This window comes from Planococcus sp. RAB007_Raresut (assembly GCF_057369535.1).
This window is the reverse complement of the sequence record NZ_JBXYIF010000001.1, coordinates 737200-762546: the sequence shown is the minus strand read 5'-3', so window position 1 is coordinate 762546 and position 25347 is coordinate 737200. Positions and strand designations below refer to the sequence as shown.

26 protein-coding genes are annotated in these 25347 nt (G+C 44.6%); 20 read left to right on the top strand and 6 right to left on the bottom strand.

The annotated features are described in order from the left end of the window. Window positions 1-39 precede the first annotated feature (39 nt). The 16 genes from AC2Q9J_RS03730 to AC2Q9J_RS03655 all read left to right on the top strand — a co-directional run bounded on the left by AC2Q9J_RS03730 (window position 40) and on the right by AC2Q9J_RS03655 (window position 17711). Window positions 40-1707, top strand: a complete 1668-nt coding sequence (locus tag AC2Q9J_RS03730) for a diguanylate cyclase domain-containing protein (protein ID WP_499037271.1) — start codon at window positions 40-42, stop codon at window positions 1705-1707. A 296-nt stretch (window positions 1708-2003) separates the two neighbouring features. Next, the gene (locus AC2Q9J_RS03725) at window positions 2004-5309 is read left to right on the top strand and encodes an ATP-binding protein (RefSeq protein ID WP_499037269.1); all 3306 of its coding nucleotides are present in this window, start codon (window positions 2004-2006) and stop codon (window positions 5307-5309) included. Between the two features lie 21 nt (window positions 5310-5330). Continuing rightward, window positions 5331-6026: a response regulator transcription factor gene (locus tag AC2Q9J_RS03720; RefSeq protein WP_499037268.1), complete on the top strand. Its 696-nt coding sequence runs from the start codon at window positions 5331-5333 to the stop codon at window positions 6024-6026. A 207-nt stretch (window positions 6027-6233) separates the two neighbouring features. Beyond that, on the top strand, window positions 6234-6656 hold the full coding sequence (locus tag AC2Q9J_RS03715; RefSeq protein WP_499037266.1) for a DUF4870 domain-containing protein: 423 nt from the start codon (window positions 6234-6236) through the stop codon (window positions 6654-6656). A gap of 47 nt (window positions 6657-6703) precedes the next feature. Beyond that, window positions 6704-7492 carry a YveK family protein gene (locus tag AC2Q9J_RS03710; protein ID WP_499037265.1) on the top strand — a complete coding sequence of 263 codons (789 nt, stop codon included), beginning with the start codon at window positions 6704-6706 and terminating at the stop codon, window positions 7490-7492. Next, the gene (locus tag AC2Q9J_RS03705) at window positions 7434-8129 is read left to right on the top strand and encodes a CpsD/CapB family tyrosine-protein kinase (RefSeq protein WP_499037264.1); all 696 of its coding nucleotides are present in this window, start codon (window positions 7434-7436) and stop codon (window positions 8127-8129) included. Before AC2Q9J_RS03710 ends, AC2Q9J_RS03705 begins: the two co-directional genes overlap by 59 nt. Window positions 8130-8164: 35 nt before the next feature. Continuing rightward, window positions 8165-10027 (top strand): polysaccharide biosynthesis protein, encoded by a 1863-nt coding sequence (locus tag AC2Q9J_RS03700; RefSeq protein WP_499037263.1) that lies wholly within the window; start codon window positions 8165-8167, stop codon window positions 10025-10027. Window positions 10028-10078: 51 nt separating this feature from the next. Continuing rightward, window positions 10079-11329: a phenylacetate--CoA ligase family protein gene (locus AC2Q9J_RS03695; RefSeq protein ID WP_499037261.1), complete on the top strand. Its 1251-nt coding sequence runs from the start codon at window positions 10079-10081 to the stop codon at window positions 11327-11329. A gap of 123 nt (window positions 11330-11452) precedes the next feature. After that, a complete protein-coding gene (locus AC2Q9J_RS03690; protein ID WP_499037259.1) occupies window positions 11453-12652 on the top strand; it encodes a DegT/DnrJ/EryC1/StrS family aminotransferase in 1200 nt (399 codons plus the stop codon). Window positions 12653-12806: 154 nt separating this feature from the next. Next, window positions 12807-13958, top strand: coding sequence for a YeiH family protein (locus AC2Q9J_RS03685; RefSeq protein WP_499037258.1), 1152 nt, complete (start codon window positions 12807-12809; stop codon window positions 13956-13958). Between the two features lie 63 nt (window positions 13959-14021). Next, window positions 14022-14351, top strand: a complete 330-nt coding sequence (locus tag AC2Q9J_RS03680; RefSeq protein ID WP_499037256.1) for a hypothetical protein — start codon at window positions 14022-14024, stop codon at window positions 14349-14351. Between the two features lie 137 nt (window positions 14352-14488). Next, on the top strand, window positions 14489-14794 hold the full coding sequence (locus tag AC2Q9J_RS03675) for an antibiotic biosynthesis monooxygenase family protein (protein WP_499037255.1): 306 nt from the start codon (window positions 14489-14491) through the stop codon (window positions 14792-14794). Then, window positions 14791-15144, top strand: coding sequence for a hypothetical protein (locus AC2Q9J_RS03670; protein ID WP_499037254.1), 354 nt, complete (start codon window positions 14791-14793; stop codon window positions 15142-15144). The genes AC2Q9J_RS03675 and AC2Q9J_RS03670 overlap by 4 nt, the downstream gene beginning before the upstream one ends. A 16-nt stretch (window positions 15145-15160) precedes the next feature. Then, window positions 15161-15817, top strand: coding sequence for a cobalamin B12-binding domain-containing protein (locus AC2Q9J_RS03665; RefSeq protein ID WP_499037253.1), 657 nt, complete (start codon window positions 15161-15163; stop codon window positions 15815-15817). Then, entirely contained in the window at window positions 15795-16565 is a 771-nt protein-coding gene (locus AC2Q9J_RS03660; RefSeq protein WP_499037251.1) for an STAS domain-containing protein, read from the top strand. Before AC2Q9J_RS03665 ends, AC2Q9J_RS03660 begins: the two co-directional genes overlap by 23 nt. 138 nt (window positions 16566-16703) lie before the next feature. Then, complete coding sequence (locus AC2Q9J_RS03655) at window positions 16704-17711, top strand: LLM class flavin-dependent oxidoreductase (protein WP_499037249.1); 1008 nt, start codon at window positions 16704-16706, stop codon at window positions 17709-17711. Between the two features lie 335 nt (window positions 17712-18046). Here AC2Q9J_RS03655 and AC2Q9J_RS03650 read toward each other — a convergent pair whose 3' ends face one another. Further along, a complete protein-coding gene (locus tag AC2Q9J_RS03650; RefSeq protein ID WP_499037248.1) occupies window positions 18047-18220 on the bottom strand; it encodes a hypothetical protein in 174 nt (57 codons plus the stop codon). A gap of 156 nt (window positions 18221-18376) precedes the next feature. Between AC2Q9J_RS03650 and AC2Q9J_RS03645 the strand changes: the two genes are divergently transcribed. Continuing rightward, window positions 18377-19189 (top strand): serine hydrolase, encoded by an 813-nt coding sequence (locus tag AC2Q9J_RS03645; RefSeq protein WP_499037246.1) that lies wholly within the window; start codon window positions 18377-18379, stop codon window positions 19187-19189. 536 nt (window positions 19190-19725) lie between these two features. Here the strand turns inward: AC2Q9J_RS03645 and AC2Q9J_RS03640 are convergent. From AC2Q9J_RS03640 to AC2Q9J_RS03625, 4 genes are all read right to left on the bottom strand, one after another. Further along, window positions 19726-20610 carry a hypothetical protein gene (locus AC2Q9J_RS03640; protein WP_499037245.1) on the bottom strand — a complete coding sequence of 295 codons (885 nt, stop codon included), beginning with the start codon at window positions 20608-20610 and terminating at the stop codon, window positions 19726-19728. A gap of 163 nt (window positions 20611-20773) precedes the next feature. Then, on the bottom strand, window positions 20774-21496 hold the full coding sequence (locus AC2Q9J_RS03635) for an amino acid ABC transporter ATP-binding protein (protein ID WP_499037243.1): 723 nt from the start codon (window positions 21494-21496) through the stop codon (window positions 20774-20776). After that, window positions 21489-22148: an amino acid ABC transporter permease gene (locus tag AC2Q9J_RS03630; protein WP_499037242.1), complete on the bottom strand. Its 660-nt coding sequence runs from the start codon at window positions 22146-22148 to the stop codon at window positions 21489-21491. Before AC2Q9J_RS03630 ends, AC2Q9J_RS03635 begins: the two co-directional genes overlap by 8 nt. Before the next feature lie 77 nt (window positions 22149-22225). After that, on the bottom strand, window positions 22226-22996 hold the full coding sequence (locus AC2Q9J_RS03625; RefSeq protein ID WP_499037241.1) for an ABC transporter substrate-binding protein: 771 nt from the start codon (window positions 22994-22996) through the stop codon (window positions 22226-22228). A 168-nt stretch (window positions 22997-23164) separates the two neighbouring features. Here AC2Q9J_RS03625 and pcp point away from each other — a divergent pair, with 168 nt between their 5' ends. Both pcp and AC2Q9J_RS03615 read left to right on the top strand, forming a co-directional pair. Beyond that, window positions 23165-23809, top strand: a complete 645-nt coding sequence (gene pcp, locus AC2Q9J_RS03620; RefSeq protein WP_499037240.1) for a pyroglutamyl-peptidase I — start codon at window positions 23165-23167, stop codon at window positions 23807-23809. 28 nt (window positions 23810-23837) lie between these two features. Then, the gene (locus AC2Q9J_RS03615; protein ID WP_499037238.1) at window positions 23838-24047 is read left to right on the top strand and encodes a hypothetical protein; all 210 of its coding nucleotides are present in this window, start codon (window positions 23838-23840) and stop codon (window positions 24045-24047) included. 52 nt (window positions 24048-24099) lie between these two features. On the opposite strand, the gene AC2Q9J_RS03610 is transcribed toward AC2Q9J_RS03615, so the two are convergent. Further along, window positions 24100-24768 (bottom strand): HAD family hydrolase, encoded by a 669-nt coding sequence (locus AC2Q9J_RS03610; RefSeq protein WP_499037236.1) that lies wholly within the window; start codon window positions 24766-24768, stop codon window positions 24100-24102. Between the two features lie 138 nt (window positions 24769-24906). Here AC2Q9J_RS03610 and AC2Q9J_RS03605 point away from each other — a divergent pair, with 138 nt between their 5' ends. Continuing rightward, the gene (locus AC2Q9J_RS03605) at window positions 24907-25197 is read left to right on the top strand and encodes a hypothetical protein (protein WP_499037235.1); all 291 of its coding nucleotides are present in this window, start codon (window positions 24907-24909) and stop codon (window positions 25195-25197) included. Window positions 25198-25347: the final 150 nt, after the last annotated feature.

Genomic DNA, 25347 nt, shown 5'->3' with positions numbered 1-25347 from the left:
TGATTCCGAACACATCAGCAGTGGTATGGGGGTATTTATATGATTCAGGATGCAGCGAAGTTATCATTAGAAAAAGCCTTAATGGACGGGATCCAGGAAATGGTTTTCATTGTCCGCGTTGATGAGGGAGAAATGATTTATGAATTTGTAAATCAGTCAGCAATGAAAAAAACGGAATTGGATCAATCAGCCATCGGCAAGAACTTCCATGAAACGCAGTCGCAGGAATTGGCTGATAGAGTGCATTCCCATTATTTGAATGTGCTGGAGAGTGGATGTGAAGTTATCTATGAAGATAGTTATGTTGATCCAGAAGGAAATATAAGACATTCTAAGACCCGGCTTACCCCGATGTACGATGAGGCGGGAAGTTGCAGCCATATCGTCAGCGTCGTACAGGATATTACAAATGAAGTGAAAGCAAAACAGGAAAGTGTAGAAGCCTGGAAAAGGCTTGAGGAAAGCCGCTCCTATTACCATTCACTGTTTGAACACAATGCGGATGCCATCCTGACATTGGACTTGAAAGGGCATATCAAAGGCGCCAACCCGATTGGCCAAATGCTGAGTCAGTTGACGATGGACGAGTTGAACGGACGGCGCGTGCTGGACTTTGTAGTGCCTGAAGACCGGAGAAGAACTTTAAAGAATTTCCGGAAAGCCAAAAATGGCATTTACACAAATTTCCGTGTCACGATCAATCAAAAAAATAATAATCGCCTGGGTGCATTGGTCAAATTCATACCCATTAAGATTCAGGAAGTGACTACAGGCTTCTATGTCATCCTGAAAGATATGCGTGAACTTGATCAAATGGTCGAGTTGTATATAGAAAGTGAAAAGAACTTCCGCATCATTGCTGAGAATGCCAATGATGTAATCATTCTGATCAACCACCGTAAAGAATACTTGTATATATCGCCATCACTTGAAGACATTTTTGGGTACTCTCCTGAAGAATATGAAGATAAAGAGCCGTTTCATAATGTTCATCCGGAGGATCTTGAAAAATTACACGGTACGTTAAGTGCCTCGATTAAAAATGGCGAGATTTGCAAAATGCGCGTTCGCGTCGGGCACAGTGATGGACACTGGATATGGTCTGAACTGCATGGCACGCCTGTTTTCGAAGACGACGGGAAATACAGCCATATGGTGATGATTGTCCGTGATGTATCGATACAGAAAGATTATGAAACAAAATTGGAGTTTTATGCCTATCACGATCCATTGACTGGTTTGCCGAATCGTCGGTATTTCCAGGAGTCGCTTGAAAAAGCGCTTTCCGACTATCACAGTAAAGGCGATAATTTTGCAGTGCTCCTTTTGGACATCGACAAATTTAAGGGAATCAATGATAAATGGGGGCATGAAACCGGGGATGCCGTCATCCGTGAATTTGGCAAGAGACTGAAAGCTGGCATCTATAAAGATGATTTAGCTGCACGGCTTGGCGGGGACGAATTCATAGTGCTCCTGCCTGGTGTCGATTCTGTAAAATCTGCCGAGCTCGTAATGAATAAAATCAGGCAGGCCATGATGCGTAAATGGGAGCTGGATGATACCGTTTTATCCGTGTCCACAAGCATCGGTATGACAATGCCGGATGAAAACTCGACATTATCGTCTATTCTTAAGGAAGCGGATAAGGCGATGTACGAAGAGAAAAATTTAAAGAAACAAGTTTCAAATATAGACCGTCTCTAAGGCTGGCTGCCTTTAGACGGTTTATTTTTTTGGTAAAAAATGAAAAAGAAATTAGGAAATAAGTATTATTAGAATTTTCTGATTAAAAAATATTCACAATTCATGAGCTTAATGGTATGATAACGTTAATTATAATGCCTACTAAATTACCATTAAATGTATCTTCTAATTTTTAAATATTTCCGTTAAAGTACCAGAAACCCAGTTATGTAGGGACTTTTAAGCTCTAGATAAAATTTACTGGAAATTACTGTATTGAATTATTTGAATTTTTAGATAGTTGAGGTGTTTAGCTAATGGCCAAACTTTACATAAAATACTCGATTCCTATAAAAATATTATTGGCTTTGCTGTTGCTATTGCTGTTAGCGGAGCCTGGGAAAGAAAGAGCGCAGCCAGCCACAGTAGATGGCGCGGTTGTTTTAACTGATTCAGAAGAGAAAATACATGTGGATCAGTCTATTTTTACTTTAAGGGACCCCCAACATGCATATTCCATCGAAGAAGTTTCTGTGCCTCCCATTCAATGGAGTTTTATGCCGAATGATGACGGCATTTTCAATAAGGGATTTACCGATTCTTCCTATTGGATTCAGTTTAATATTGTGAATCGGTCGCCTAATAATGAATGGCTGCTCGAGCTGCCGGTTCCGACGCTTAAACAGGCTATCCTTTATTCACCTTCGGAGGACGGCTCTTTTGCTGTCAACGAAATCGGCAGAGAAGTTCCGATGGATGAAAGGGAGTATTACCATCGCAACCTGATTTATAATCTGGATTTTGCCGGACAGGAGGAAGCGACATTCTTTCTGAAGGTTGTATCAGATGGTCCGCTCCAGCTTCCGCTGACTATCTGGGACAGGGAAGTTTTTCAGACACAAACACGGACGATGACTGCATTGGTTGGCTTGCTGACAGGCATCGGAATCATCCTTTCAATCTATTATCTGAGCCAGTTCATAAGACACCGCCAGCGGGTTTATCTCTATTTTCTTCTCTTTGCATTTTCAGTCTCCTATGGACTTTCAGCTATGTCAGGTTTGACTTTATCCTATATATGGCCCGAACAGTCCTGGTTGGACGGAACGCTGGTTTATGCGAGTATCGGCATCACGAGTATTTTTGCATTGCTGTATACAGAAAGTTTTCTGGACACCAGACGCCATTTTCCGGCAGCAAGAAATATCATCAAAGTTTTAGTGTGGACAAATGTGGCTTTAATTGTACTCTTATTCTTTTTTAATAATGCCATTCGGATGATCATGCCGCTTTCCCTGGTCGCAAGCGGCATACTCATGCTTGCCGTGTCGGCTGCCAGCTGGAATAAAGGAATAAAATACGCGCGTTATTATACGGCCGGGTCAGTTCTGTTTCTTCTTGGTGCCGGTACCGCAATCTTCCAGATGTTTGGTGTAACCTCATTAAATATGGAGGCGAAAAACTCGGTCTACCTTGCGATTGGAGTATCTGTTTTCTTGTCGGCACTTTCCTTGTCAGACAAAGAAGCAGCAAAAATAAGCGACAAGATGAAAAGAGAAAAGAAAGCGATTGAACGGCAGCGTCTGGCAATGGAGTCGCTTAAACACGCGAACGAGCGGAAAGATGAATTGTTGGCCATCACCTCACATGGCTTGCGCACACCGTTATACGGCATGATCGGAATCGCTGAAACCTTGCAGGAAACTAACGCCGGAAGGATTTCTCCGGCAATAAATCATCAATTGGGAACAATTGCGGAAAATGGCAAGAAACTTGCCCATATGATTAATTCCATTCTGGATTTTTCCAAACTGAAGCAGAACTCATTGGATATCCATGTAGAACCTGTAAAAATCCATAAGCTGACAGAGAACGTCCTGGAAATTTGCAGGCCGTTGGTAAAAAACGACGAAGTTCGCCTTTATGAAACTGTGCCGCACAATCTGCCGGAAGCGATTGCGGATCCGGATCGTTTTCAGCAGATTCTTTATAACCTGGTCGAAAATGCGATCAACTATACAAAGTCCGGAGAAATCGTCATCTCCGCAAAAAAATCCGGTAAACAGATATTAGTCTCTGTGCGTGATACTGGAAAGGGAATTGAACAAGATAAATTGCCGACATTATTTGAAGCGTTCCATAAAACGGAAGAAGAGAAGAGCGGCAACAAGACAGGCACCGGCATTGGATTGAATATCACGAAACGATTGGTGGAGCTTCACGGAGGATGGCTTAAAGCTGAGTCGGCTGCTGGATCAGGCTCGACTTTCAGTTTTACATTGCCTGTCTACTCGCCGAATGATAATGATGCGGAAGCGCAGCCGGAAGTTAAGGCGATAGAAGAACTTAGCGCATCGGAGATTACTGAAACTGTGACTGCCCGTAGAAAAAGCGGAAGCCAGATTCGTGCGCTGGTAGTCGAACAGGAAGAAGTCAATCGGCAAATGCTTATTTACCAATTGGAGCAGGAAGGGTATTCCGTTTACGGCGCAAGTGGAGGAATAGAGGCAATCCGGTTATTGGAACAGCAGCCAATTGATCTGGTTATCCTGGATTGGGCGCTTGACGATATGAGCGGAGATGAATTATGCAGGCATATCCGAAAGGATTATACATTAACAGAACTGCCGATTTTAATGCTTTCAGAAAGGGAAGGTTTGCGGGAGAAGACGGAAGCTTTTACAGCCGGCGCCAATGATTACCTTATGAAGCCGTGTGATAAAGAAGAATTTTTACTTCGGGTGGATACGCTGGCGAATCTGCGTACTCTGACACAGGAAATTACAAGTCTGAATTATTTCCTTGAGCGGAACGTCAAAGAACGGACAATGGCACTTGAAATCACGAATATGAACCTGGTTACTGTAAATGATGAAATTCAGGAAATCGAAAAATCGCGCAATGAAATGCTGTCGACCATTTCACATGAACTTGGCACACCGATTACACTTATCCACAGCTATATCCAAGCGGTCAAAGAAAGTATCATCGATGAAAAAAATCCGAAATACCTGGATATGATACACAATAAATTATTGATGCTGGAACGGCTTACGGAAGATCTGGTTGAACTGGCGAAATATAAATCCGGCAATATGACGTTGCGCTTTGAAAGTGTCCGCATCGGAGATTGGCTGGAGAGGCTGGTTCAAGGGATGGAGGCGGATGTAACGCAGAGCGGCCGGATATTTGAATATGTTGAAACCGGCCGGGATGAATGGCAGGAAGACTATATTTTATCGATAGACGTGAACCGGGTAGATCAGGTATTTTCAAATATACTTTGGAATGCCGTTAAACATACTTCGTCGATTGACGGAAAAATTTCCATCAGCACCGAGATTGTAAGCCGAGGAAAAGAAGGAGCTGTTCTTGAACAAGAGGATTTTGACGGTGAAGTGATCATCAAAGTTTCGGATACTGGAAACGGTATACCAGAAGATATACTGCCCCATGTTTTTGACAGGTTCTTTAAAATGGATGTTCCCAATAAACAGCAGGGAAGCGGATTGGGTCTGGCAATCGCTAAAGAGATCATTCTCTCGCATAAAGGCGAAATCTGGGCTGAAAGTGAAATGGGGAAAGGAAGCACATTCTATATTGCATTGCCTTTGACGATTTAAAAGAGTTACAGGAGGGATAATATGAGTGAAGCCACTGTATTGATAGTTGAGGACGAAGAAGGCATCCGTGAATTGATCCGATTATTTCTGATCAAGAAAGGTTATCGCATCGTCGAGGCGGAAGACGGTTATGAAGCGATGGACCAACTGGCAAAAGAAGATGTGGATTTAATCCTTTTGGACATAGAAATGCCCGGCATGAATGGTCTGAAAACATGTGAACAGATCCGCTTGCAAACGAAAGTTCCGATCCTGTTTGTCAGCTACCTGAAAGATTTGAACCATAAAATCCAGGGGCTTGATGCAGGAGGCGACGACTATATCACCAAACCGTTTGACTTCAATGAACTTGAAGCCCGCATCAAAGCGATCCTCCGGCGCAACGGCTGGTCCAATGGAGAAGAAGATAAATTGGCTGTACTTGAATACGATGATCTTCAAATTCATCTAGACGCAAGGGAACTGTATGTCGCCGGAAAACCGGTGAAATTATACCATAAGGAATTCCAGCTGCTTTTACTGCTGGCACAGACGCCGAACAGGGTATGGACTGCTGAACAATTATATGATCATGTATGGGGCTATTATTCTGAAGGCGATATTCAGACTGTCAAAGTCCATATCAGCAATCTGCGAAGAAAAGTGGAGAAGGATCCCGCGAAACCGATTTATATCCATACAGTCAGAGGATTCGGCTATAAATTTACTGTCCAATAATCCTGACAGTCTAAAACTGAATGCAAGTAGGAATGAGCTGAGGAAGATTAATCCTCAGCTTATTTTTTTTTTGTGATTTTCATTAAGTAATATGGTGTTTTTCTAATTCTTAGAATTATTAATCTAATTTAACTTGATTTTAACCTTGCCTATTTAGTATTGGCTCTAATGAATGAGGAAAAAATGTGAGATAAAGGAGGAACTATAGTGATCGAAAACAATTTTAAATTGCCGGAAGAAAAACGGATTCAGAATTTTGAAAGCCAGACAGTATTCAAACGGCCTCAGCATGCCAATATAAGAATTCCGGCCGAAACATCACTTGGACTGTCGGAAAATATCGCAGGTTCACTCACTTATTTATTCGGCTTCATCTCAGGGTTTATCATGCTGCTGGTGGAGCGCGAGAATCACTTTGTCCGCTATCATGCGCTTCAATCCATTTATATTTCAATTGTATTTGTCAGCGCTTATCTGCTGCTTGGGATGGTGCCCATCATCGGCTGGTTCTCCAGCATGTTCTTAGCGCCGGCAGGTCTGGTGCTGTGGATCATTTTGATGTTGAACGCTTATAAAGGGAAATACTCGAAAATGCTGTATATCAGTGATTTCGCAAATAAACAATTATGACCAGGCCTTGTGAATCTTAATTCAAACTGAAACCAGAGGTGCATAAGATGAAGAACCCATTGAACATCTTGGAGGTATTGAAAAGTATCAAAAAAAGGATTCCGCTGATCCTGCTGTTGGTCATTACTTTTGTGGCAGCAAGCGGGGCCATAAGCTACACCTTGATGAAGCCGGTCTACCAGGCTTCCACTCAAATTCTTATCAATCAGAATGACGCTGCAGCCCAGGAATTCACCACCCAGGATATCAATACAAATCTCCAATTGATCAGCACCTATAACCTCATCATCAAAAGCAAGGTGATTCTGAATGATGTTATAGCCGAGTTGAATTTGGATGAAACTCACCAATCCCTTAACGATAAGATTGCGGTCAGCAATGTCGAGAACACGCAGGTGATCACGATTGATGTAACCGATCCGACGATGGAAAATGCCGTTCTGATCGCGAACACGACAGCGAGCATATTCGAAGAAAAAATTCCAGATCTCATGAAAGTCGACAACGTCAAGATTCTGGCCACAGCTGAAGTGCCTCCTGTGCCAGCGCCGATTAAACCGGATCCGTTGATGAATATGGCGATTGGCGCAGTGCTTGGCCTGCTTTTCGGAGCCGGGTTGTCTATTTTGATCGATCAGCTTAATACGACTGTACGAACAGAAGAAGATATTGAAGAAATCCCGGGTCTTCAAGTACTGGGGATCGTCAGCAGAGTGACTGACATCAAAAGCGATAAGAAAGCAGAAGAAAGTTATATAGGAAGGGAGATGGAACCTTATGTCGAACAAGAAAAAATCCAGCCGGCAAGCAGCGCGAAAATTGGTGGTACGTACTAATCCGCATTCAATCTCAACTGAACAGTATCGCACCATCCGCACAAATATACTATTTTCCATGCCGGCGGATGATATGAAAACAATCCTTTTCACTTCTCCTTCCAAAGAGGAAGGGAAATCAACGACCTGCTCGAATATGGCAGTCGTCTTCGCCGAATCAGGCAAAAGAGTGCTGATGATCGATGCCGATATGAGGCGCCCGACTTTGCATCATACTTTTCATATGAGCAATAAATCAGGACTTTCCAATCTGTTGCTGGGTAAAGGCCGGCTGGCGGATACGATCAAAAAAAGCGGCGTTAAAAATTTGGATTTGTTATTGTGCGGACAAATTCCAGGCAATCCAGCCGAACTCCTGCAATCGCCCGAAATGGATGTTCTGTTGAAAGACCTGAGAGAAATGTATGATCTTATACTTATTGATTCACCCCCGCTTCTAGCGGTGGCGGATTCAAAAATCCTTGCCAATAAATGCGACGGATCAGTCCTCATCGTCAATACCGGCAAAACAGAAAAAGCCAGTGTGGTTAAAGCGAGAGACGCTTTAGTTACAGCGAAGGCATTCGTGCTTGGCGTCGTTCTGAATAACTTCGATTTGGCGAAGAATCATTTATATTATCAAAATTACGGCAGTTAAGCCGTGAAAATGAAAGACGAGATGAGGTAATGATATTGACGATTAAAAAAAGGTATCTTTTATTATTCACAATTGATTCGCTGATCCTTCTTTCATCCATATTTCTCTGTTTCCTATTCCTTTATCCATATGAAAATGTCTTCAGCAATGAAATCCTGCTGATAAGCATGACGACGCTTTTCATCGGCTACCATTCATTTGCATGGCATTATGGCCTTTATAAAAAGATGTGGATCTATGCATCCATTGAAGAACTGAAATCAGTTGTAAAAGCTGTATCATTCACCTTGTTTGCCACAATGATCATGCAATTGATCTATTCCGGACATCTTTATACACGCACATTGATGCTGACATGGATGCTGTTGATCCTGTTGCTGGGAGCTTCCCGGATGTCGCTGCGCATATACAATGACTGGATTACTAACCGTGAGACGACGGATAAAAGCCGAACGTTGGTTGTAGGAGCCGGTCAGGCGGGAAGGATGATTGTCAGGCAGATGCAGCAAAATCCTGAATGGGGACGGAATCCAGTGGTATTTGTGGATGATGATCCGCGAAAATGGGGCCTTGAAGTATATGGTCTTCCAGTTGTAGGGCGTCTCAAAGATATCCCGGAAGTGGTCAGCCCATATCACATCGACCAGATCGTCATTGCCATTCCGTCGATGTCCCGCAAAGAGATGTCTGAACTGACGAAGCTTTGCATCAATTCGGGTGTCAAAACCCAGACGATACCGAGAATAGAAGATCTGATGCTCGGTAAAATTACCGTCAATGATATCAGGGATGTGAAAATCGAGGATATTCTGGGCAGGGAAGAAGTCAAGCTGGATATGGATGCCATTAAAGAGAAGCTAAAAGGAAAAACCATCATGGTAACAGGTGCAGGAGGATCCATCGGTTCTGAAATCTGCAGACAGATCAGTAATTTCAAGCCCGCGAGCATCCTGCTTCTCGGACATGGTGAAAATTCGATTTATACAATTGACAGAGAACTGCGTGCGAAGATTCCCAAGAATATTAAATTGGTTCCGATCATAGCAGATGTTCAGGACCGGCAGAGAATTTTCGATATTATTGAAAATTACCAGCCTGATGTCATCTACCACGCTGCTGCCCATAAACATGTTCCCTTAATGGAAGGCAACCCATTTGAAGCTGTAAAAAACAATATTATGGGAACAAAAAATGTGGCGGAGGCCGCAGATGCCTTCGGTGTTGGAAATTTCGTGCTGATATCGACTGACAAAGCAGTCAACCCTCCGAACATCATGGGAGCAACCAAGCGATTCGCAGAAATGATTGTCCAGAACCTGGCCAAAAAAAGTGATACGACTTTCGCAGCAGTCCGTTTTGGAAATGTCCTGGGATCGAGAGGCAGTGTCGTTCCTTTGTTCCGCGAACAAATTGCGAGCGGAGGTCCAATTACCATCACAGATCCGGAAATGACACGTTATTTTATGACAATCCCTGAGGCATCCAGACTTGTAATTCAAGCAGGGCTCCTTGCTTCCGGCGGTGAAGTATTTGTTTTGGATATGGGGGAACCAGTGAAAATTGTCGACTTAGCCCGTAATATGATCCGCCTTTCAGGCTACGATGAACACGAAATAAAGATTCAATTCACCGGTATGCGCCCTGGAGAAAAACTCTATGAGGAATTGCTTGATGCCAGTGAAATCCAGTCTGAAAAAGTATATCCGAAAATCTACATCGGAAAAGCTACACCCGTCAGTGAACTGGAGTTGAATGCCGTGTTGACCAAACTGCCTGACATGTCGGAGCAGGAAGTGAAGGAAAAACTTTGCAGCATGGCTAACCGCAAAGCGCCAACCGCGCAAGAAAATTTGGAGAATGCAGAGAAGCAATGGAACCCCAAAGAGGAATTCGCTTAAAGACGGATTATTACGATGACCAGATTCAAATCAGTTTAGGAGGAAATGCGGATGCGTAACCTGCAAAGTCAAATATACGAAAATACGCCGATCTTCATCCAAAACGTTTTGACCAGCTGGAACGGTTACCGTAAGACGCGCAGCCGCTACGGCAACCTGTATTATTCCTTTCTGATCGAATTGGAGAAACGGCAATATTTAAATGAACATCACGCTAAGAAATACCAGGAGCAGGAATTGCAGCGTCTTTTGCGGCATGCAATCGAAAAAAGTTCGTTCTACAGAGAATTCTATAAGAACATCGATATTGAGAAAATCAGAACTGTGACAGACCTCAAAGCTTTGCCTGTTCTTGATAAGGACATGCTGCTTCACAATATCCAGGATATTTATACGGTGACAGAAAATGCGGCAGCTGATAGTGAAATGAGTTATGAAAAGGGAAATATCATTAAACTGCTCTATACCAAAGAGGATGTACAGAAGAAAAAGGCTTTTCTTGATTTCTTCAAAAAGCAGCATGGGGCAGTAAATTTGGAGATGAAACGCGCATCCTTCAGTTCGAAGCGCATCATTCCTGATAACCAGCACCACAAAGTTTTTTGGAGAGATAATTACTTTGTCAGGCAGCGGATTTATTCGAGTTATTATTGCAACCAGGAAAATGCGGCGGTCTATATCGAAGATCTGGAAAAATACAAACCGGACTTTATCGATGGCCTGCCATCTGCAATTTACGAATTGGCAAAGTATATCAATCGCAATAAACTCATCCTCACTTTCAAGCCGATTGCTATTTTTTCTGTAGCGGAAACTGTCCGGCCTGAATGCCGCATGGAAATTGAGGAAGCGTTCGACTGTCCTCTCCGGGACCGATACAGTTCTTCCGAAGCGGCACCTTTTGTTATGGAATGTGTAAAAGGAAGAATGCATTATAATCTATATTCTGGAGTAATTGAAACGACGGAAGAAGGTAACATGATCGTCACCAGTTTCAATAATTACGGCACACCCTTAATCCGCTATGACATTGGAGACAGAGTTGAGTTGCCTGAAATGAACGAGCGATGTGAGTGTGGATCCATACATCCTATTTTTGAAAAGATTTACGCACGGCCATTGCAGCAACCCAGTTCCGTCAGCCGGGGAGATTTATCGGCTGACTATTATCCGGAAAATGTACATCAGGTACCAGGCACATTGAATAAATTCCACTTTTTTAGAAATGGATTTTTTCCTTTTAAATATGGAAATGGCCGTTCTTTGTTTTCCGCCATTTCCCATAGAAGTGCAATCGATTAACGCCTGGACTTTGGAAGGTTGTGCAGGGCCATACTTATTGAAACGAGGTGCTTTGATGAATTTACGACAAGATCGTCCATTTTCCATCCCGATTTCCCAAAGCAGAAGAGGTGCGGATGCCTTATGAAAATTTTGCCCTCGGCTGAAAGTGCATATACTGCGCCATTGCCGGCGCCGATAAAAGAAGAGTCGAAAATACTGCTCTCATCTCCACATATGACAGGAAATGAAATGAAGTATATAGAAGAGGCATTCCGGTCGAACTGGATTGCGCCTATGGGACCGAATGTAGACAGATTTGAAAAAGAGCTGGCCAATTACACCGGTGTCAAATCAGCCGCCGCCCTGAGTTCGGGCACGGCAGCCATTCATCTGGCGCTGAACCTGATCGGCGTAAAGCCAGGCGACACAGTGTTTTGTGCCTCTTTGACCTTCATCGCCAGCGCAAATCCAATTTTGTATTTGGGAGCCGAACCCGTATTTATTGATTCGGAAGAAGACACTTGGAATATGTCACCGCGTGCGCTGCGCCGCGCTTTTGATGATGCACTGGCAGAACGGAAGCTTCCGAAGGCGGTCATCATCGTCAACCTGTATGGACAAAGTGCTAAAATGGATGAACTCATGGCTATCTGCAACGAGTACCGGGTACCGGTGATCGAAGATGCTGCGGAATCGTTGGGCTCGACTTATAAAGGGAAAGCCAGCGGTTCGATCGGGAAGTTTGGAATCTTTTCATTCAACGGCAATAAAATCATCACGGCTTCCGGCGGTGGGATGCTGGTCTCAAACAACGAACACGCAATCCAAAAAGCACGCTTCCTGTCATCGCAGGCTAAAGACGATGCGCCTTTCTATAAACACAGCGAAGTGGGATACAATTACCGTATGAGCAATGTGCTTGCGGGAATTGGACGTGCGCAACTGGAAGTGATTGATGACCGGGTAGCGGCACGGCGCACTGTATATGAACGCTATGAGGAGGAATTGGCTGATTTGCCTGCTGTGAGTTTCCAGCCGGAAATCGCCGGCAGTTATTCAAACCGCTGGCTGACAGTGATGCTTTTAGATCCGGCAGAAACACGCGTTACACCTCACCGGCTCAAAAGGGCACTGGAATCCGATAATATTGAAGCGCGATATGTCTGGAAGCCGCTGCATACTCAGAAGCTTTTTGAAACGGCCAAGTTTTATTCACATGAAGGCAAAATCCCTGTCAGCGAGAAACTTTTCAAATATGGCCTATGCTTGCCATCTGGCTCCAATATGAGTTATGAAGAGCAAACCCGAGTCATTGAAAGCATCAGAAAAATGCTGGCTTAACTTGAAAGAAGATGCCTTGAAAATATAGTCGATCAAAAAGACCAGGTGATCTTTGCCTGGTTTTTTATCATGGGCAATTTTTCCGCCATCCACGCTGCCGCCAATGATGATAATATGGAGAATATAAGATTGGATGGAGCAGGGAGACGATCAAATGGTGAACAAAGGTAAATTAATGGATAAAATGATTAATGTTCTGCCTGGCTTGCTGCTGAGTGCTGCAGTCATGCTGGCGGGAATTTATGCGGCGGAATTGATCGGGTTCCTGCTGACCGGCGCAAATATATTACCGGAAGGAAGCGCCAGCCCGATCTCCGGAATCTTTACGGCAATTCTGCTCGGAATCCTGATTCGCAATTTAATCGGTTTGCCCGCATTTTTAGACTCCGGCATCGACTTTGCGCTTAAATACGCTTTGCGCGCGGGCATCATACTTCTTGGCTTGCGCCTAAGCTTGATTGAGGCTTTGAAGCTGGGTGCATGGGGCGTGCCTCTTATTATCGCCTGCATCTCCACAGGTCTTTTCGTTACCCTTTACTTCACCCGAAAACTCAATCAATCAAACAGGCTGGGCACCCTGATTGCTGTCGGAACCGGTATATGCGGCGTCACAGCCATCATGGCGACAGCTCCCGTCATCAAAGCGCGAGAGAACGAAATTTCTTACGCGGTCGCGAACATCACTATTTTCGGTCTGATCGGTATGTTGTTCTATCCTTACCTGGCACACTTCTTTTTTGCCGACAATCCGGTTAAAGCAGGCTTGTTTCTTGGCACCGCCATTCACGATACGGCTCAGGTCGCCGGAGCGGCATTGATATATTCACAGGTTTTTAACGCGAATGAAGTCATTGATGTCGCTACGATTACGAAACTGACCCGCAATGTTTTCATCATTGCAGTGATTCCTTTTGTTTCCTATCTGTTTTTCCGCAACGGTCAAAAAAACGGAGATGCGAATGCAGGGCAGCTGCCGAAATGGTATAAACTCTTTCCGCTGTTCATCCTCGGTTTCCTTTTGCTGTCGCTGGTACGTTCAATCGGTGATGCGACAGCTTCAAGCAGCGGGGAGGCATTCGGCTTGTTTTCACCATCGGGCTGGAAGGATTTTTATGGTTTCTGGAGTTCGTTCGGTTCGACGTATATGCTCGGAATTGCTATGGCGGCTGTCGGGTTGTCCACAAATTTGAAGGCCTTTAAAGGGATGGGCGTTACGCCGTTTTACATTGGTCTTATAGCAGCTGTCGCAGTCGGTTCCATCAGTTTATTGCTTATTTCGCTGTTCGGCGATCTGGTGGCTGTTTAAAGTGAAGGCGTTTTTTGAAAGTCTTTCCAGGGTATAACGGTAGTAGACAAGGAGGAGATTTTCATGGATATTCAACCAGAACGGGATATGCTGAAAGATGATTACGGCAATTATTACGTTGTCTCGAACGCTTCGGGCGATTCACTGACCATTATCAATGCCGCCTTGTATTACGCGTTCAACCAGATGATCGATGAAGACTTTGTTGCGAAGGCGCGTGAACTCTATCCGAATGAAGTCGCATGCGGAAAGTTTTTCGCAGATCAGGTGATGGAGCATATCGAGGAACTTGAGAAGCCGGAATCAGACGGCACTATCTATCCGATCGAAGAAGTGAAGAAACAATATGATCTCCATGTGAAACCGATATATGAAGATTCCTTCCATATGTAATGAGAGAGCCTTTGCTGATGCAGGGGCTTTTTTTTATAAGCTTTTACAGCGAGTTCTGCACCGGTAACTTTCTTTTAATTCGATAGCCGCAATGTTATACTTTTATAATCGAAATTAAAAAGGGGGAGGCCCAGAAAATGTATATAGTTACATCAACGGTAGTGGTTTCTCCGGAAAAGACGGATGAAGTGATCGGCATTTATCAGAAACGCTCGAGGCGGGTTGATGAAAATGAAGGATTTCTTTCATTTAAACTGATTCAGAATACCAAAAAGAAAAATGAGCTGACAGTCCATATGGAATGGGAATCGAAGGAAGCATATATGGCCTGGGTTAAAAGCCAGGAATTCAAGGAGATCCATGATATGGAGAAGAATTATCCGGATCAGGAACTTGCGGGAATCATTCCGACTGTGCGTCAGTATGAGGTGGTAGCCGAATGAATATTGAAACAAAGCAATTGATAGCTTCTGAAACTGCTAAAAGCATTTATGAAGCATACCCGGATCTATGGGATCGTTTTGGAGAAAAAGGTTTTATCCATACTGAAAAGGATAACCACCACCATCTGGACCATCTGGAGACAGCTTTTTCAATGGAAGATGAAGCCATTTTTATGGATTATACAAAATGGCTGGAATCGGTTCTTCGGAGCCGCGGAGTAGAAACTGATTTGATCATAGACAATTTTGACCGGCTGATTGCGATATTGCCCGGTAAGGTATCTGAGAAAGAAGAAGCGTTTATGCTTGGCTGTTTAAGAAGTGCGAACAAGCTTTTAGGACGGGCATAAGCAAAAGGAGGCTGGCATGACAATGCAAGCGAGGGAACTGGCTGAACTGTTTTTGGCTGGTGAAGATGAAAAAGCGATGGATGCTGTTCTGAAATATTTGAAAAACCATTCACATGACGAGCTGTATCACGATTTATTGACGCCGGCGATGTATTTGATCGGTGATTGGTGGCAGGAAAACCTGATTTCAGTTGCAGATGAACACCTTGCAACGGCCATATGTGATTTTGTGGTTTCAGCGGCAGAACTGAAGCGCAAGCCTGCAAATGGCATCCAGCGCAAGGTGATGGTACTCGGTCCGGAAGGTGAAGATCATTATATTGGACTGAAAATGGTTTCATCTCTTTTCAAGGAACATGGCTGGCAGGTTCAATATATGGGACCCAATCTGCCGCTCGATGCGGCACTTGACTCCGCGCGGCGCTGGCAGCCGGATGTTATTGCCATGTCAGCGGCTCTCGCTTACCGCCTGCCTGCTCTGAAAACATATTCAAAAGCGTTTCAGGAACTGGATTTTAAACCGTCTATCATTTTAGGCGGACGGGCTGTTGCTTCAGCGGATATTTCGAAAATCCGAGGTGAAGGAATACTGGTTGTGAAAGATCTTCCCCAATTAAAAAACTGGCTTCAAACCGGAAAGGAAGCAGAAGATGACCTTGATATCTCCATTTGACAGCTGGCCGCTGCCGGCTTATCAACTGAATAAAAAATTTGAGATTGTTGAATACTCGGAAAAGGCGCAATCCATGTTCGGGGAATCAGAGTTGTTTTTGGAACTTCTTGATGAAGGAAGTGTTTCGAAGGCTGCGGATTTTCTGTTGGCAAACCGCTTTTCAGAACCGATTGAATTGAACTTTAAAACGGCAGCAGGCGACTTAAAGCTCTGCGATATGCATTGCAAATGGGACAGCGAATTCATCCTTAACGTAATTGTCGTGCCAAAGGATAATCAGGTAGCAAAAATTTCAGCTCAACTTTCAAGTCTTCGGAATCGGCTGAACGAAACAAATTATGACCTCTTGCATGAAAAGGAACGCACTGAGAAATTGCTTCGGCGGGTAAGGGAATTATCAGCTCCGACTATCGAATTAGGCATTGGTTTATTGCTGATTCCGTTTTTCGGTGATCTGGATGCCGGAAAAATAGAATCGATAAAGAATCAAATTCTGGAAGATGTTTATGAAAAGCATGCTGAAACGGTTATTCTGGATCTTACCGCCATGGATGAAATCAATTCCGACGGCATGGATTATTTGAATTCACTTCTTCAGACATTTAAGGTGATGGGGATTGCCGCAATTGTTACAGGCGTTCAGCCGGATCATGCCAAAAAATTGCATGCCTTGAGAACATCAATTGATATGCATTTTGAAGCGTCTCTTGCCACAGTGCTGGCTGAACGGCGTCTCATTATTGAATAACTTGGAAATCGGTGCATCTGCACCGATTTTATTTTTTTAGAAAAACATTCTCACGGAAAAGATGTTTTCCGTGAGCCGGAAAGATGCCTGTTTCTGGCAAATTCGCTACAATTGGTTTGAGAAGGAGTGAAATGTATTATGCCAATAAAGAAATTCAATCATATACCTTTAGCTGTACTGGATTTGGCGCCGATCAATGAAGGCGACGAGACAGCACAGGCTTATAAAAATAGTGTGGATCTTGCGCAGCATGTCGAGAAATTCGGTTTTAACCGTTTCTGGCTTGCGGAGCATCATAATATGCCGGGAATCGGCAGTTCTGCGACATCTGTGTTAATCGGCCATATTGCCGGCCATACAGAATCAATCCGGGTCGGATCAGGGGGCGTTATGCTTCCGAATCATGCGCCGCTTGTTATTGCGGAACAGTTCGGGACGCTTGAAACTATATATCCTGGGCGCATCGATCTGGGATTGGGCCGTGCTCCAGGCAGTGATCAAGGAACAGCATATGCGCTGCGCCGGACTCTAGGTACAACTGGCGACGAATTCCCGCAGCTGGTAGCTGAACTGGAAAATTACTTTTCACCAAATCCTGCAGGGCGTGTAAAAGCATATCCAGGGATTAACTTGAATATACCGATCTGGCTCCTTGGATCGAGCGGTTTCAGCGCGCAGCTGGCGGCTCAAAAAGGGTTGCCGTTTTCATTTGCCAGCCATTTTGCGCCGGATTATATGATGCAGGCGCTGCAATTATATCATCAGAATTTCAAGCCTTCGAAAGCACTGGATAAACCTTATGCAATGCTCGGTGTCAATATCATCGCCGCTGATACCCAGGAACGCGCGGAATGGCTTGCGACTTCCCAGCAGCAGCAGATGTTCAGTCTGATGCGAGGGGAACCCACAACTTTCCGTGCACCGATCGACAATATCGAAGAAGTTTGGTCGCCGCGTGAAATCGCGATTTACCGCGAGAAGATGGATTCCGAATCGACAATTGTCGGAACACCGGATGTAGTCCGCGAAAAACTTACAGCGTTCATCAATAAAACAAGAGCTGACGAAATCATCGTCAACTCCCAGATTTTCCATCATGAAGACCGTCTGCGGTCCTACGAAATCGTTGCAGAGATGATGGAGTAACAGGTAAAACCCCGCCATAACAGCGGGGTTTTCTCAATGGGCTAGAACGCGAAATTTTTTTGTATGAGGATCCTTAGGAAAAGTGTTTCCGTGTCCAGACTTCAGCGCCCAGCCCCTCGAGTCGCTTCAACCTCGCCGCCAATGGCAAAGAACGCCATTATCGTCAAGGCTTCCAGCGCTTGTCGGGGCTTGACGGGCGCTTGCGCTTTTCTTTAGTCCAGACTCCAGCACCCAGCTCTTCGGGTCATAAGCCAGCCCAGCTCTGCGGTCAGGACCGCTCCGCTGTTCTGTCTTATGTCTTTCAGAGCTTGACGGGCGCTTGCGCTTTTCATTTGTTAATGCAGGTCCCGAGCCTTATCATCACTGCGCTTCTGTTCAGCAGGAGCATCATCTTCTTCATTGTGCGGTGCGTAATCAGGGGCCCCTTCACCGATCATATTCAACGCAGCATTGAAATCCTCGTCCATTCGACGTTCCATTTCCTTTGTATCAGAAAACTTGCGTTCCATAACTATCAGCCTCCTTCTGAATTAAAATGCAGCACCGGCGGAAGAAGAGTGTCCCTTCACTTATAGTATACTGATTTTTTAGTTTATTATAAAGGGGAGTGTCTTACATTTATTTTCATCGGGGTACTTTATAATAAAAAGGGTGGAGGTGGCCGAATGAAAGCGTATAGGATACTTGATGCGCAAGTGAAAAACGCGTTGGATCGATTTCCTGGAAAAGCGTCTTTGACGATTGAAACTCGAACCGGCCGGATTGATTGCAAAGGCCATGAGCAGATGAAGTCGGCGAGCACGATTAAGCTGGCGATCCTGTTGGAGGCTTATCGGCAAGTGGACCATAATTTAATAAAACCCTATGATATGATCTCAATAAAACCAGAAGATTTTACAGAAGGGACGGGTGTGTTATTCCATCTGGATTCTGTAAAGAAACTTTCCTTTGAAGATTTGTTGACATTGATGATTATCGTTTCCGATAATACGGCTTCCAATGTTGTGATACAAACTATTGGCATCGATAACATCAATAAGCTTTTAAGTATATTGGGGTGTCAAGAAACTGTTCTTGAACGAAAATTCATGGATGTTCTTTCAGCGCTCCACGGACTTGATAACTTTACATCAGCGGCGGATTTAGTGACTATGCTGAAAGCAGCAGATTCAGAGGGATTGCTGTCGGAAGACAGTCGCAGACGCGTGCTTCACATCCTGAAGAAACAGCAGCTTCTTGGCAATCTCCATGGTCGTATTGAAGAAGAAGATGAAGTAACGGTCGCTTCAAAATCTGGCAGTTTGCCGGGTATGGTGAATGATGCGGGGCTTTTTGAATACCGCGGCAATAAAGTCTATGCCGCTGTGCTGACTGAAGATTCCCCAGATCATCATAGCGGCCAAGAGCTGATTGCGGAAATCGGCGGTTATATATACGACTGGCTGAAAGCGACAGAAAGCCCTGCTAATAAAATTTAACAGTGCTCTCAAGTCATTTTAAAGCATTCAAGTTTTATAATTATTCCGTTCTAGACGAACGCTTTCCGCGGGGAGCCCTCAGTCGCTATGCTCCTTGCGGGGCCTCAGGACTCGCTCTTGATCCCACAGGAAAGACGTTGGCCGAAGTATACGAGGACAAGTCTTTGCGACGAAGCAGCTAAGCGATGCAAGAGCACATCTTCGCCCTTCACCGTCTGTCAGTTCATTCAGATTATGATAATAAATTTTGATTATAATTTAGTTAAGTGAAATAAACTTAAGTGAATACCCATTATAGAGAGTGATAAGAGATATGAAGCAAAATAGCGAAGACTCCCAGGGGAGTAGAAACACAGTTGGCTTTCCAACTGTGTTTCGAGCGAAGTGCTGAGATCCACTCGGGCGAAGAGCAACGAGCACGAGTTAGCTCAGTGCAAGCCCCCAGGAAAGCGAAGCTTTTTTGCGCAATATCGGATTTTATTTTACTCTTATTAAAAAGCTAAAAGCCCTGCTAATTTGAATTAGCAGGGCTTTCACTAGTTTTGGGACGCTTCAGCATTGAGCAGCATGGTCTCGAAATACAATGAAGGCGATGTTTCATTCCATTCCTGTGAAGCCGGATCTGCTGTTCGTTCTTCGATATAGCCGTACGAAAGCTGAGTACGCGGATCGTCGGTAATCGGCAGTTTGACGAGCGGGCCATCCGGTGTCAGCCAGTTCAGCTGCTGGTAGCGGTTGTCGAGGGCAAACTCGATCCATTCTTCTTCGGTTTCCTTGTTTTCAAAGAAAGGCTCATCCGCAATCATCACCCAAGTATGAAGATAATGTTTTGGCGATAACCAAAAACTTTTCTCCATGACGCCTTCTTCAATGGTGAATTCGGGATTTTCCGTCCGCAATTCATGAGCCTGTCCGCCATCGCCTTGCGGAATCATGCGTGATACATATAAATTACCTTGAAGAAAATGCTTGCCGCCAGCTGTAATGGTGCCAAACGGATTGCTGGTCGGATCTTCGCCGAACACATCATCGGCTTCACTGCTTACTGGGCGTGGATTCCATGAATTAATTTCCGGATCTTCGAGTCCCTTATGAATCAGGGTGACAGCATAAGGCAGCCAGCCGGAATTATGCAATTCATCGAAAATGATGGTCACGCCATTTTCCAGTGTCCGTTCCGTCATCGTATACGTGCCGACATCCATGCCGACGAATGTCAAATCACGGACAGCAATTGTGTCCATATCCACTTCAGTAATAGCGGGTTCACCGAGTGCGATGAAAGTCGGTTTTTTGATGGTGAATATTACACCGTCTTCATCATATATTGTTTCCTCGTTCGTCAGGAACATGACCGCCGTGAAGATGATGAGGGTCATGAAAAATACAACGAGCAGTAAAATCATCAGTTTTCTGAACAAAATTTCCACCTCTTATTTCATTTGAACGCATTGCTATGATTATATCACGCCAATGAAGCCAGCGCGGCGGACAGTTTTGAGCAATAGATGAACGTTAATGAAACGGAATAAAAAACCAGTGGAAGCAAAGGGTCCACTGGTTCGATATTTTTATTCGAGGTAGCTAAAGTACTTTTTCCAAAAACGCTTTTGCGCGCTCTGTTTGCGGATTGGCGAAGAACGCTGCAGGCGTCCCTTCCTCAACGAGGCTGCCGTGGTCGAGAAAAATGACGCGGTCTGCAACTTCACGGGCGAAGCCCATTTCATGGGTGACGACGACCATCGTCATGCCGGATTTCGCGAGGTCCTTCATGACATCGAGTACTTCTTTGACCATTTCCGGATCAAGCGCGGAAGTCGGTTCATCGAATAACAGCAATTCAGGCTCCATTGCCAGTGCGCGGGCAATAGCGACACGCTGTTTTTGGCCGCCTGACAGGCTGGATGGATAGGCAGCTGCTTTATCGGACAAACCGACCTTGGCGAGCAGGAGACGCGCTTTGTCATTGGCATCAGCGCGTTTCAGCCCTTTGACTTTGATCGGCGCGTATGTGAGATTTTCAAGTACCGTCAAATGAGGGAACAGGTGGAAATGCTGGAACACCATGCCGATCTGCTGCCGGCTTTTATGGATATCGGCACCTTTTGCAGTCAAATCGGTTTCATTGATCAGCACGGTTCCGGAAGTCGGTTTCTCCAAAAGATTGAGGCAACGGAGAAACGTCGACTTGCCTGAGCCCGACGGACCGATGATCGAAACGACTTCACCTTGTTTAATTGTCGCTGATATATCATTCAGCACCAGATTCGAACCGAATTTCTTATAGAGATTCTGTACTTTAATCACTTAACTTCAGCCTCCGTTCAATCATTCTTCCGATCACAGTGAGAACCATGACCATGCACCAGTAGATAAACCCTACAAAAAGTAATGGCTCGAAATTCCGGAACAGATCGGATCCCACAACCTGGGCGCGGCGCATCAGATCTAGATAGCCGATGGTCGACACAATAGCGGATTCTTTAGTCAGGGTGATAAATTCGTTCATCAATGCAGGTAGGATATTTTTCAGGGCTTGCGGCAGAATGATGTCTTTCATCATGGCCCGGTAAGGGATGCCTAGCGCCTGAGCAGCTTCCATCTGTCCTTTGTCTACAGCTTGTATCCCGGCACGGATAATTTCCGAGATATAGGCGGAAGAATTTAATCCGAAAGCAAGGACAGCGGATGTAAACGCCTCAATATCATAGCCCGTCAATTGAGGTACGGAATAATAGATGATCATCAATTGTAAAATCAGCGGAGTCCCGCGGAAAATTGATGTATAGGCATCAGCAAACCAGCGGAGGGGCTTTACTGTGCCGATTTTGAACAAGGCAAGCACCGTACCCAATATGGAACCCACTATGATGGAGACGATGACAAATTGGATCGTTGTCCAGATCCCTTTCAGCATGAAGGGTATGTATGGGACTAGTTGAGAAAAATCGAGGTTCATGGGAGTCAGCTCTTTTCCAGTTTCAGATTTTTAAAAGAAAGGATCAAGAGAAAAGTTTCCCCTGATCCGGATGTTTTCTATTTTTCTTCGCTTAACCATTTGTCCTGCAGTTCTTTCAAAAAGCCGCTTTCTTCAGCTTTTTCCAGGACTTCATTGACACCGTCCACAAGCTCGCTGCCTTTAGGGAAAGCTGCAGCCATGCCAGGTGAGCTGGTTGTAGGATCGTCAAAAGCTTCCAAATCCTGCTGTTTCAGGTAACCGAGTGCTACTTCCTTGTCCATATATGCGGCTTCGATGCGGCCGGAGAGCAGCTCTTGGATCAAAGCACCAGAATCATCCAGAGCCTTCAGTTCGAAATTGACGTTTTCTTCATCAAGGATTTTGTTCGCGCCTTCTTCCTGAATAGTGCCAAGTTGAACGCCTACTGTCAGCCCTTCGAGATCTTCGAGGCTTTCGACGTCAGAACCCGCTGGTGTGACGAACATTTCACCAGAATGATTATACTCTGTGGAGAAATCCACATTTTCACGACGTGAATCCGTAGCGGACATTCCGGCAAGCACGATGTCCACGCGGTCGTTTTGCAAGGCACCAATCAGGCCGTCGAATTTCATATCCGTAATTTTAAGTTCGTAGCCCAGTTCCTCTGCTATGTAATTTGCCAAATCAATATCAAAACCGACAAATTCCCCTTCAGCATTCATGGATTCAAATGGTGGGAATTCAGCTGACGTCCCCATTTCCAGCACTTTCTTTTCTTCAGTATCTGCAGAAGTATCGTCGCTGCATGCGCCAAGCATCAAAGCCGCTGAAGCCAATAAACCGATGAACAATGATTTCTTTTTCATAAATGATTCCTCCAATAATTTTATTTTTATTCGTTAATATGTATATTAAGTGGTTGAATATACATTGTAAAGAGTAAATATACTATTTAATGAATAATTATGTATTTAGATTATTCTGCATTTTTCAATGGTTTCCTGTATCATTAAAAATAGAGGGGAGGCTGGGCAATGAAAAAAATACTGTTGACGGGCTTTGAACCGTTTCTGGATTTCTCCGTGAATCCAACGATGAGAGTAGTGGAAGAATTGGATAATGCTATTGTTGGCGAGTACAAGGTTATTGGGAGGATACTGCCTGTCGACTTTACGAAGGCGGGAGGCGAAATGATAAAGCTGATTGAGGAAATCGAACCGGCTGCAGTGGTTTCATTGGGACTTGCAGGAGGCAGGTTCAAAATGACGCCTGAACGGATTGCTGTCAATATAAAGGATGGACCAGTGGATAATGAAGGCAATCAGCCGGTTGATGATCCGATTAAGGAGAACGGACCCGCAGGATTCTTGTCGACATTGCCCATCCGCAATATGGTCAGCCGGATGATTGAAGAAGGATTGCCGGCGGATATTTCAAATACAGCTGGTGCATATTTATGCAATAATGTCATGTACGAAGCACTTCATTACATGGATATACATAAGAAGGACGTGCCTTCAGGTTTTATTCATATGCCGGCTTCACATGAATTGGCGATCGAACATGGCAATGTGCCGAGTTGGCCTCACCGCGATCTAGTGAAAGGCGTACGGATTTGTTTGGAGGTTTTGGCGGCGGAAACGACTGCAAATGCCAAGATGGAAAATGTAATTAACTAATAAGAGAAAGTTTGCGAGGAGGGGTAATTTGGAGAAGGTTAAAATTCATCCTTTAATACTTGTGGCGCTGCTCTTCAGCTCTATTTCGATGGCGCTTTACGCTAATCGGAATTTCAACGCGAATGAAACTGCTTATGGAATCGTATTCGTCTTGCTGTGTATTTTTATGCTGGGACTTGTTCTCTACGGCATTGTCAGGAATCGGAGAGTAAGCGGCAAAGGCACTCATGAAAGCTGACAGCAAAAAAGACTGGCTTCAGGGAGATTCCCCTGAAGCCAGTCTTTTTTTTTTACTGAATAATTTCCCATTCGCGTTTCTCGGCAATGGTGCGAAGGCGCGGTTCTGGATGGACGGCAACCGGATTGCCGACGAGTTCAAGCACAGGCAAGTCAGAAAAACTGTCGCCGTACGCAAAGCTGTTCGACCAATCGATCTGCTGGCCATCCAGTGCTTCCTGGATTTTTTCCGTTTTCAATGAACCCTGGATATGCGTTACAGGCGTCCGGTGATCGAGAATGCCATCTTTATAATGAATCTCCGTGCCGATGATTTTTTCAATCGGCAACTTTTCTGTAACTGAATGGAGCAGCGGCATGAAGGCGCCGGATACAAGCATTACATATACATTATCGGCCACGTGCTCACGCAGCCGTTCGACAACCCGGCTGTTCATATCATCATGCATCTTGTCAGCGATTTCTGCGAAAAACTGCTCGAGTTCTGTACGGCTGAAAGTCTCGAGTGCCAGAAGGTAGGCTTGCACGGAACGGGCGCGCATTTTCGTTTCCGGATAGATCTTTAATTTATGGCCCAAATAAGGAGGCATGATTGCGCGGTAAAATCGGCGATAGCGCAAATTGTGTTCAGGGTGGTTTTTCAGATGCGACATCATCAATTGGAAAGTTTCTTTCGAATACAGTGTTCCATCAAAATCAAATATTGCTACACGCACTCTCATCACTCCGGTTTCGTTAAAACTATTTTCTCTATCATAACGGAAACCGCCAGCGCCTTCCAGTTCCCCGAAGATGTTTATGGGATTTCCTGGGCAGGGTATAGGACAAGAAAGCAGTTATTAGAGACAGGAGGAAGAGCGATGCAGAAGCAGCGTATTACAGTAGGATATGTAGAATTAACCGACGAAGAATCAGAACGCCTTTTCGAGAAGGTGCGCAAAGATAAAGGAATCGAAGGCTATGCGGAACTTCAGGGATTAATGGATGATTTCGATTCACGCGTCATCGAACCCCAAGAAGAGCCGCTAGAAGAACTGCTCGGCGATGAAGCGCCGGCAGAAGAAAGCGATAAGGGCATGCGCTATATTGAAGTCTTCAATAAACTCGAAGAAGACTCACGTTACCGAATCAAAGCATCTAAACAGCATTAATATTTTTAAAGACCGGGCAGGTGATGCCTGGTTTTTTTTGTAGACGATTTGTTAAGAATGGTCAACGTTATACATTTTTTTAATGCATAAATAGCATTAAAATAACGCTTGCGCTTTACGTTAACGTCAATGGTAAACTGGAACTATCAA

What these genes read in the sequence shown, in the direction of transcription:
- AC2Q9J_RS03720 (WP_499037268.1), top strand. Translation starts at nt 5,331, where the DNA reads ATGAGTGAAGCCACTGTATTGATAGTTGAGGACGAAGAAGGCATCCGT.
- AC2Q9J_RS03690 (WP_499037259.1), top strand. Translation starts at nt 11,453, where the DNA reads ATGAAAATTTTGCCCTCGGCTGAAAGTGCATATACTGCGCCATTGCCG.
- AC2Q9J_RS03680 (WP_499037256.1), top strand. Translation starts at nt 14,022, where the DNA reads ATGGATATTCAACCAGAACGGGATATGCTGAAAGATGATTACGGCAAT.
- AC2Q9J_RS03710 (WP_499037265.1), top strand. Translation starts at nt 6,704, where the DNA reads ATGAAGAACCCATTGAACATCTTGGAGGTATTGAAAAGTATCAAAAAA.
- pcp (WP_499037240.1), top strand. Translation starts at nt 23,165, where the DNA reads ATGAAAAAAATACTGTTGACGGGCTTTGAACCGTTTCTGGATTTCTCC.
- AC2Q9J_RS03610 (WP_499037236.1), bottom strand. Translation starts at nt 24,768, where the DNA reads ATGAGAGTGCGTGTAGCAATATTTGATTTTGATGGAACACTGTATTCG.
- AC2Q9J_RS03605 (WP_499037235.1), top strand. Translation starts at nt 24,907, where the DNA reads ATGCAGAAGCAGCGTATTACAGTAGGATATGTAGAATTAACCGACGAA.
- AC2Q9J_RS03655 (WP_499037249.1), top strand. Translation starts at nt 16,704, where the DNA reads ATGCCAATAAAGAAATTCAATCATATACCTTTAGCTGTACTGGATTTG.
- AC2Q9J_RS03645 (WP_499037246.1), top strand. Translation starts at nt 18,377, where the DNA reads ATGAAAGCGTATAGGATACTTGATGCGCAAGTGAAAAACGCGTTGGAT.
- AC2Q9J_RS03695 (WP_499037261.1), top strand. Translation starts at nt 10,079, where the DNA reads ATGCGTAACCTGCAAAGTCAAATATACGAAAATACGCCGATCTTCATC.
- AC2Q9J_RS03685 (WP_499037258.1), top strand. Translation starts at nt 12,807, where the DNA reads ATGGTGAACAAAGGTAAATTAATGGATAAAATGATTAATGTTCTGCCT.
- AC2Q9J_RS03730 (WP_499037271.1), top strand. Translation starts at nt 40, where the DNA reads ATGATTCAGGATGCAGCGAAGTTATCATTAGAAAAAGCCTTAATGGAC.
- AC2Q9J_RS03670 (WP_499037254.1), top strand. Translation starts at nt 14,791, where the DNA reads ATGAATATTGAAACAAAGCAATTGATAGCTTCTGAAACTGCTAAAAGC.
- AC2Q9J_RS03705 (WP_499037264.1), top strand. Translation starts at nt 7,434, where the DNA reads ATGTCGAACAAGAAAAAATCCAGCCGGCAAGCAGCGCGAAAATTGGTG.
- AC2Q9J_RS03725 (WP_499037269.1), top strand. Translation starts at nt 2,004, where the DNA reads ATGGCCAAACTTTACATAAAATACTCGATTCCTATAAAAATATTATTG.
- AC2Q9J_RS03630 (WP_499037242.1), bottom strand. Translation starts at nt 22,148, where the DNA reads ATGAACCTCGATTTTTCTCAACTAGTCCCATACATACCCTTCATGCTG.
- AC2Q9J_RS03650 (WP_499037248.1), bottom strand. Translation starts at nt 18,220, where the DNA reads ATGGAACGCAAGTTTTCTGATACAAAGGAAATGGAACGTCGAATGGAC.
- AC2Q9J_RS03660 (WP_499037251.1), top strand. Translation starts at nt 15,795, where the DNA reads ATGACCTTGATATCTCCATTTGACAGCTGGCCGCTGCCGGCTTATCAA.
- AC2Q9J_RS03625 (WP_499037241.1), bottom strand. Translation starts at nt 22,996, where the DNA reads ATGAAAAAGAAATCATTGTTCATCGGTTTATTGGCTTCAGCGGCTTTG.
- AC2Q9J_RS03665 (WP_499037253.1), top strand. Translation starts at nt 15,161, where the DNA reads ATGACAATGCAAGCGAGGGAACTGGCTGAACTGTTTTTGGCTGGTGAA.
- AC2Q9J_RS03675 (WP_499037255.1), top strand. Translation starts at nt 14,489, where the DNA reads ATGTATATAGTTACATCAACGGTAGTGGTTTCTCCGGAAAAGACGGAT.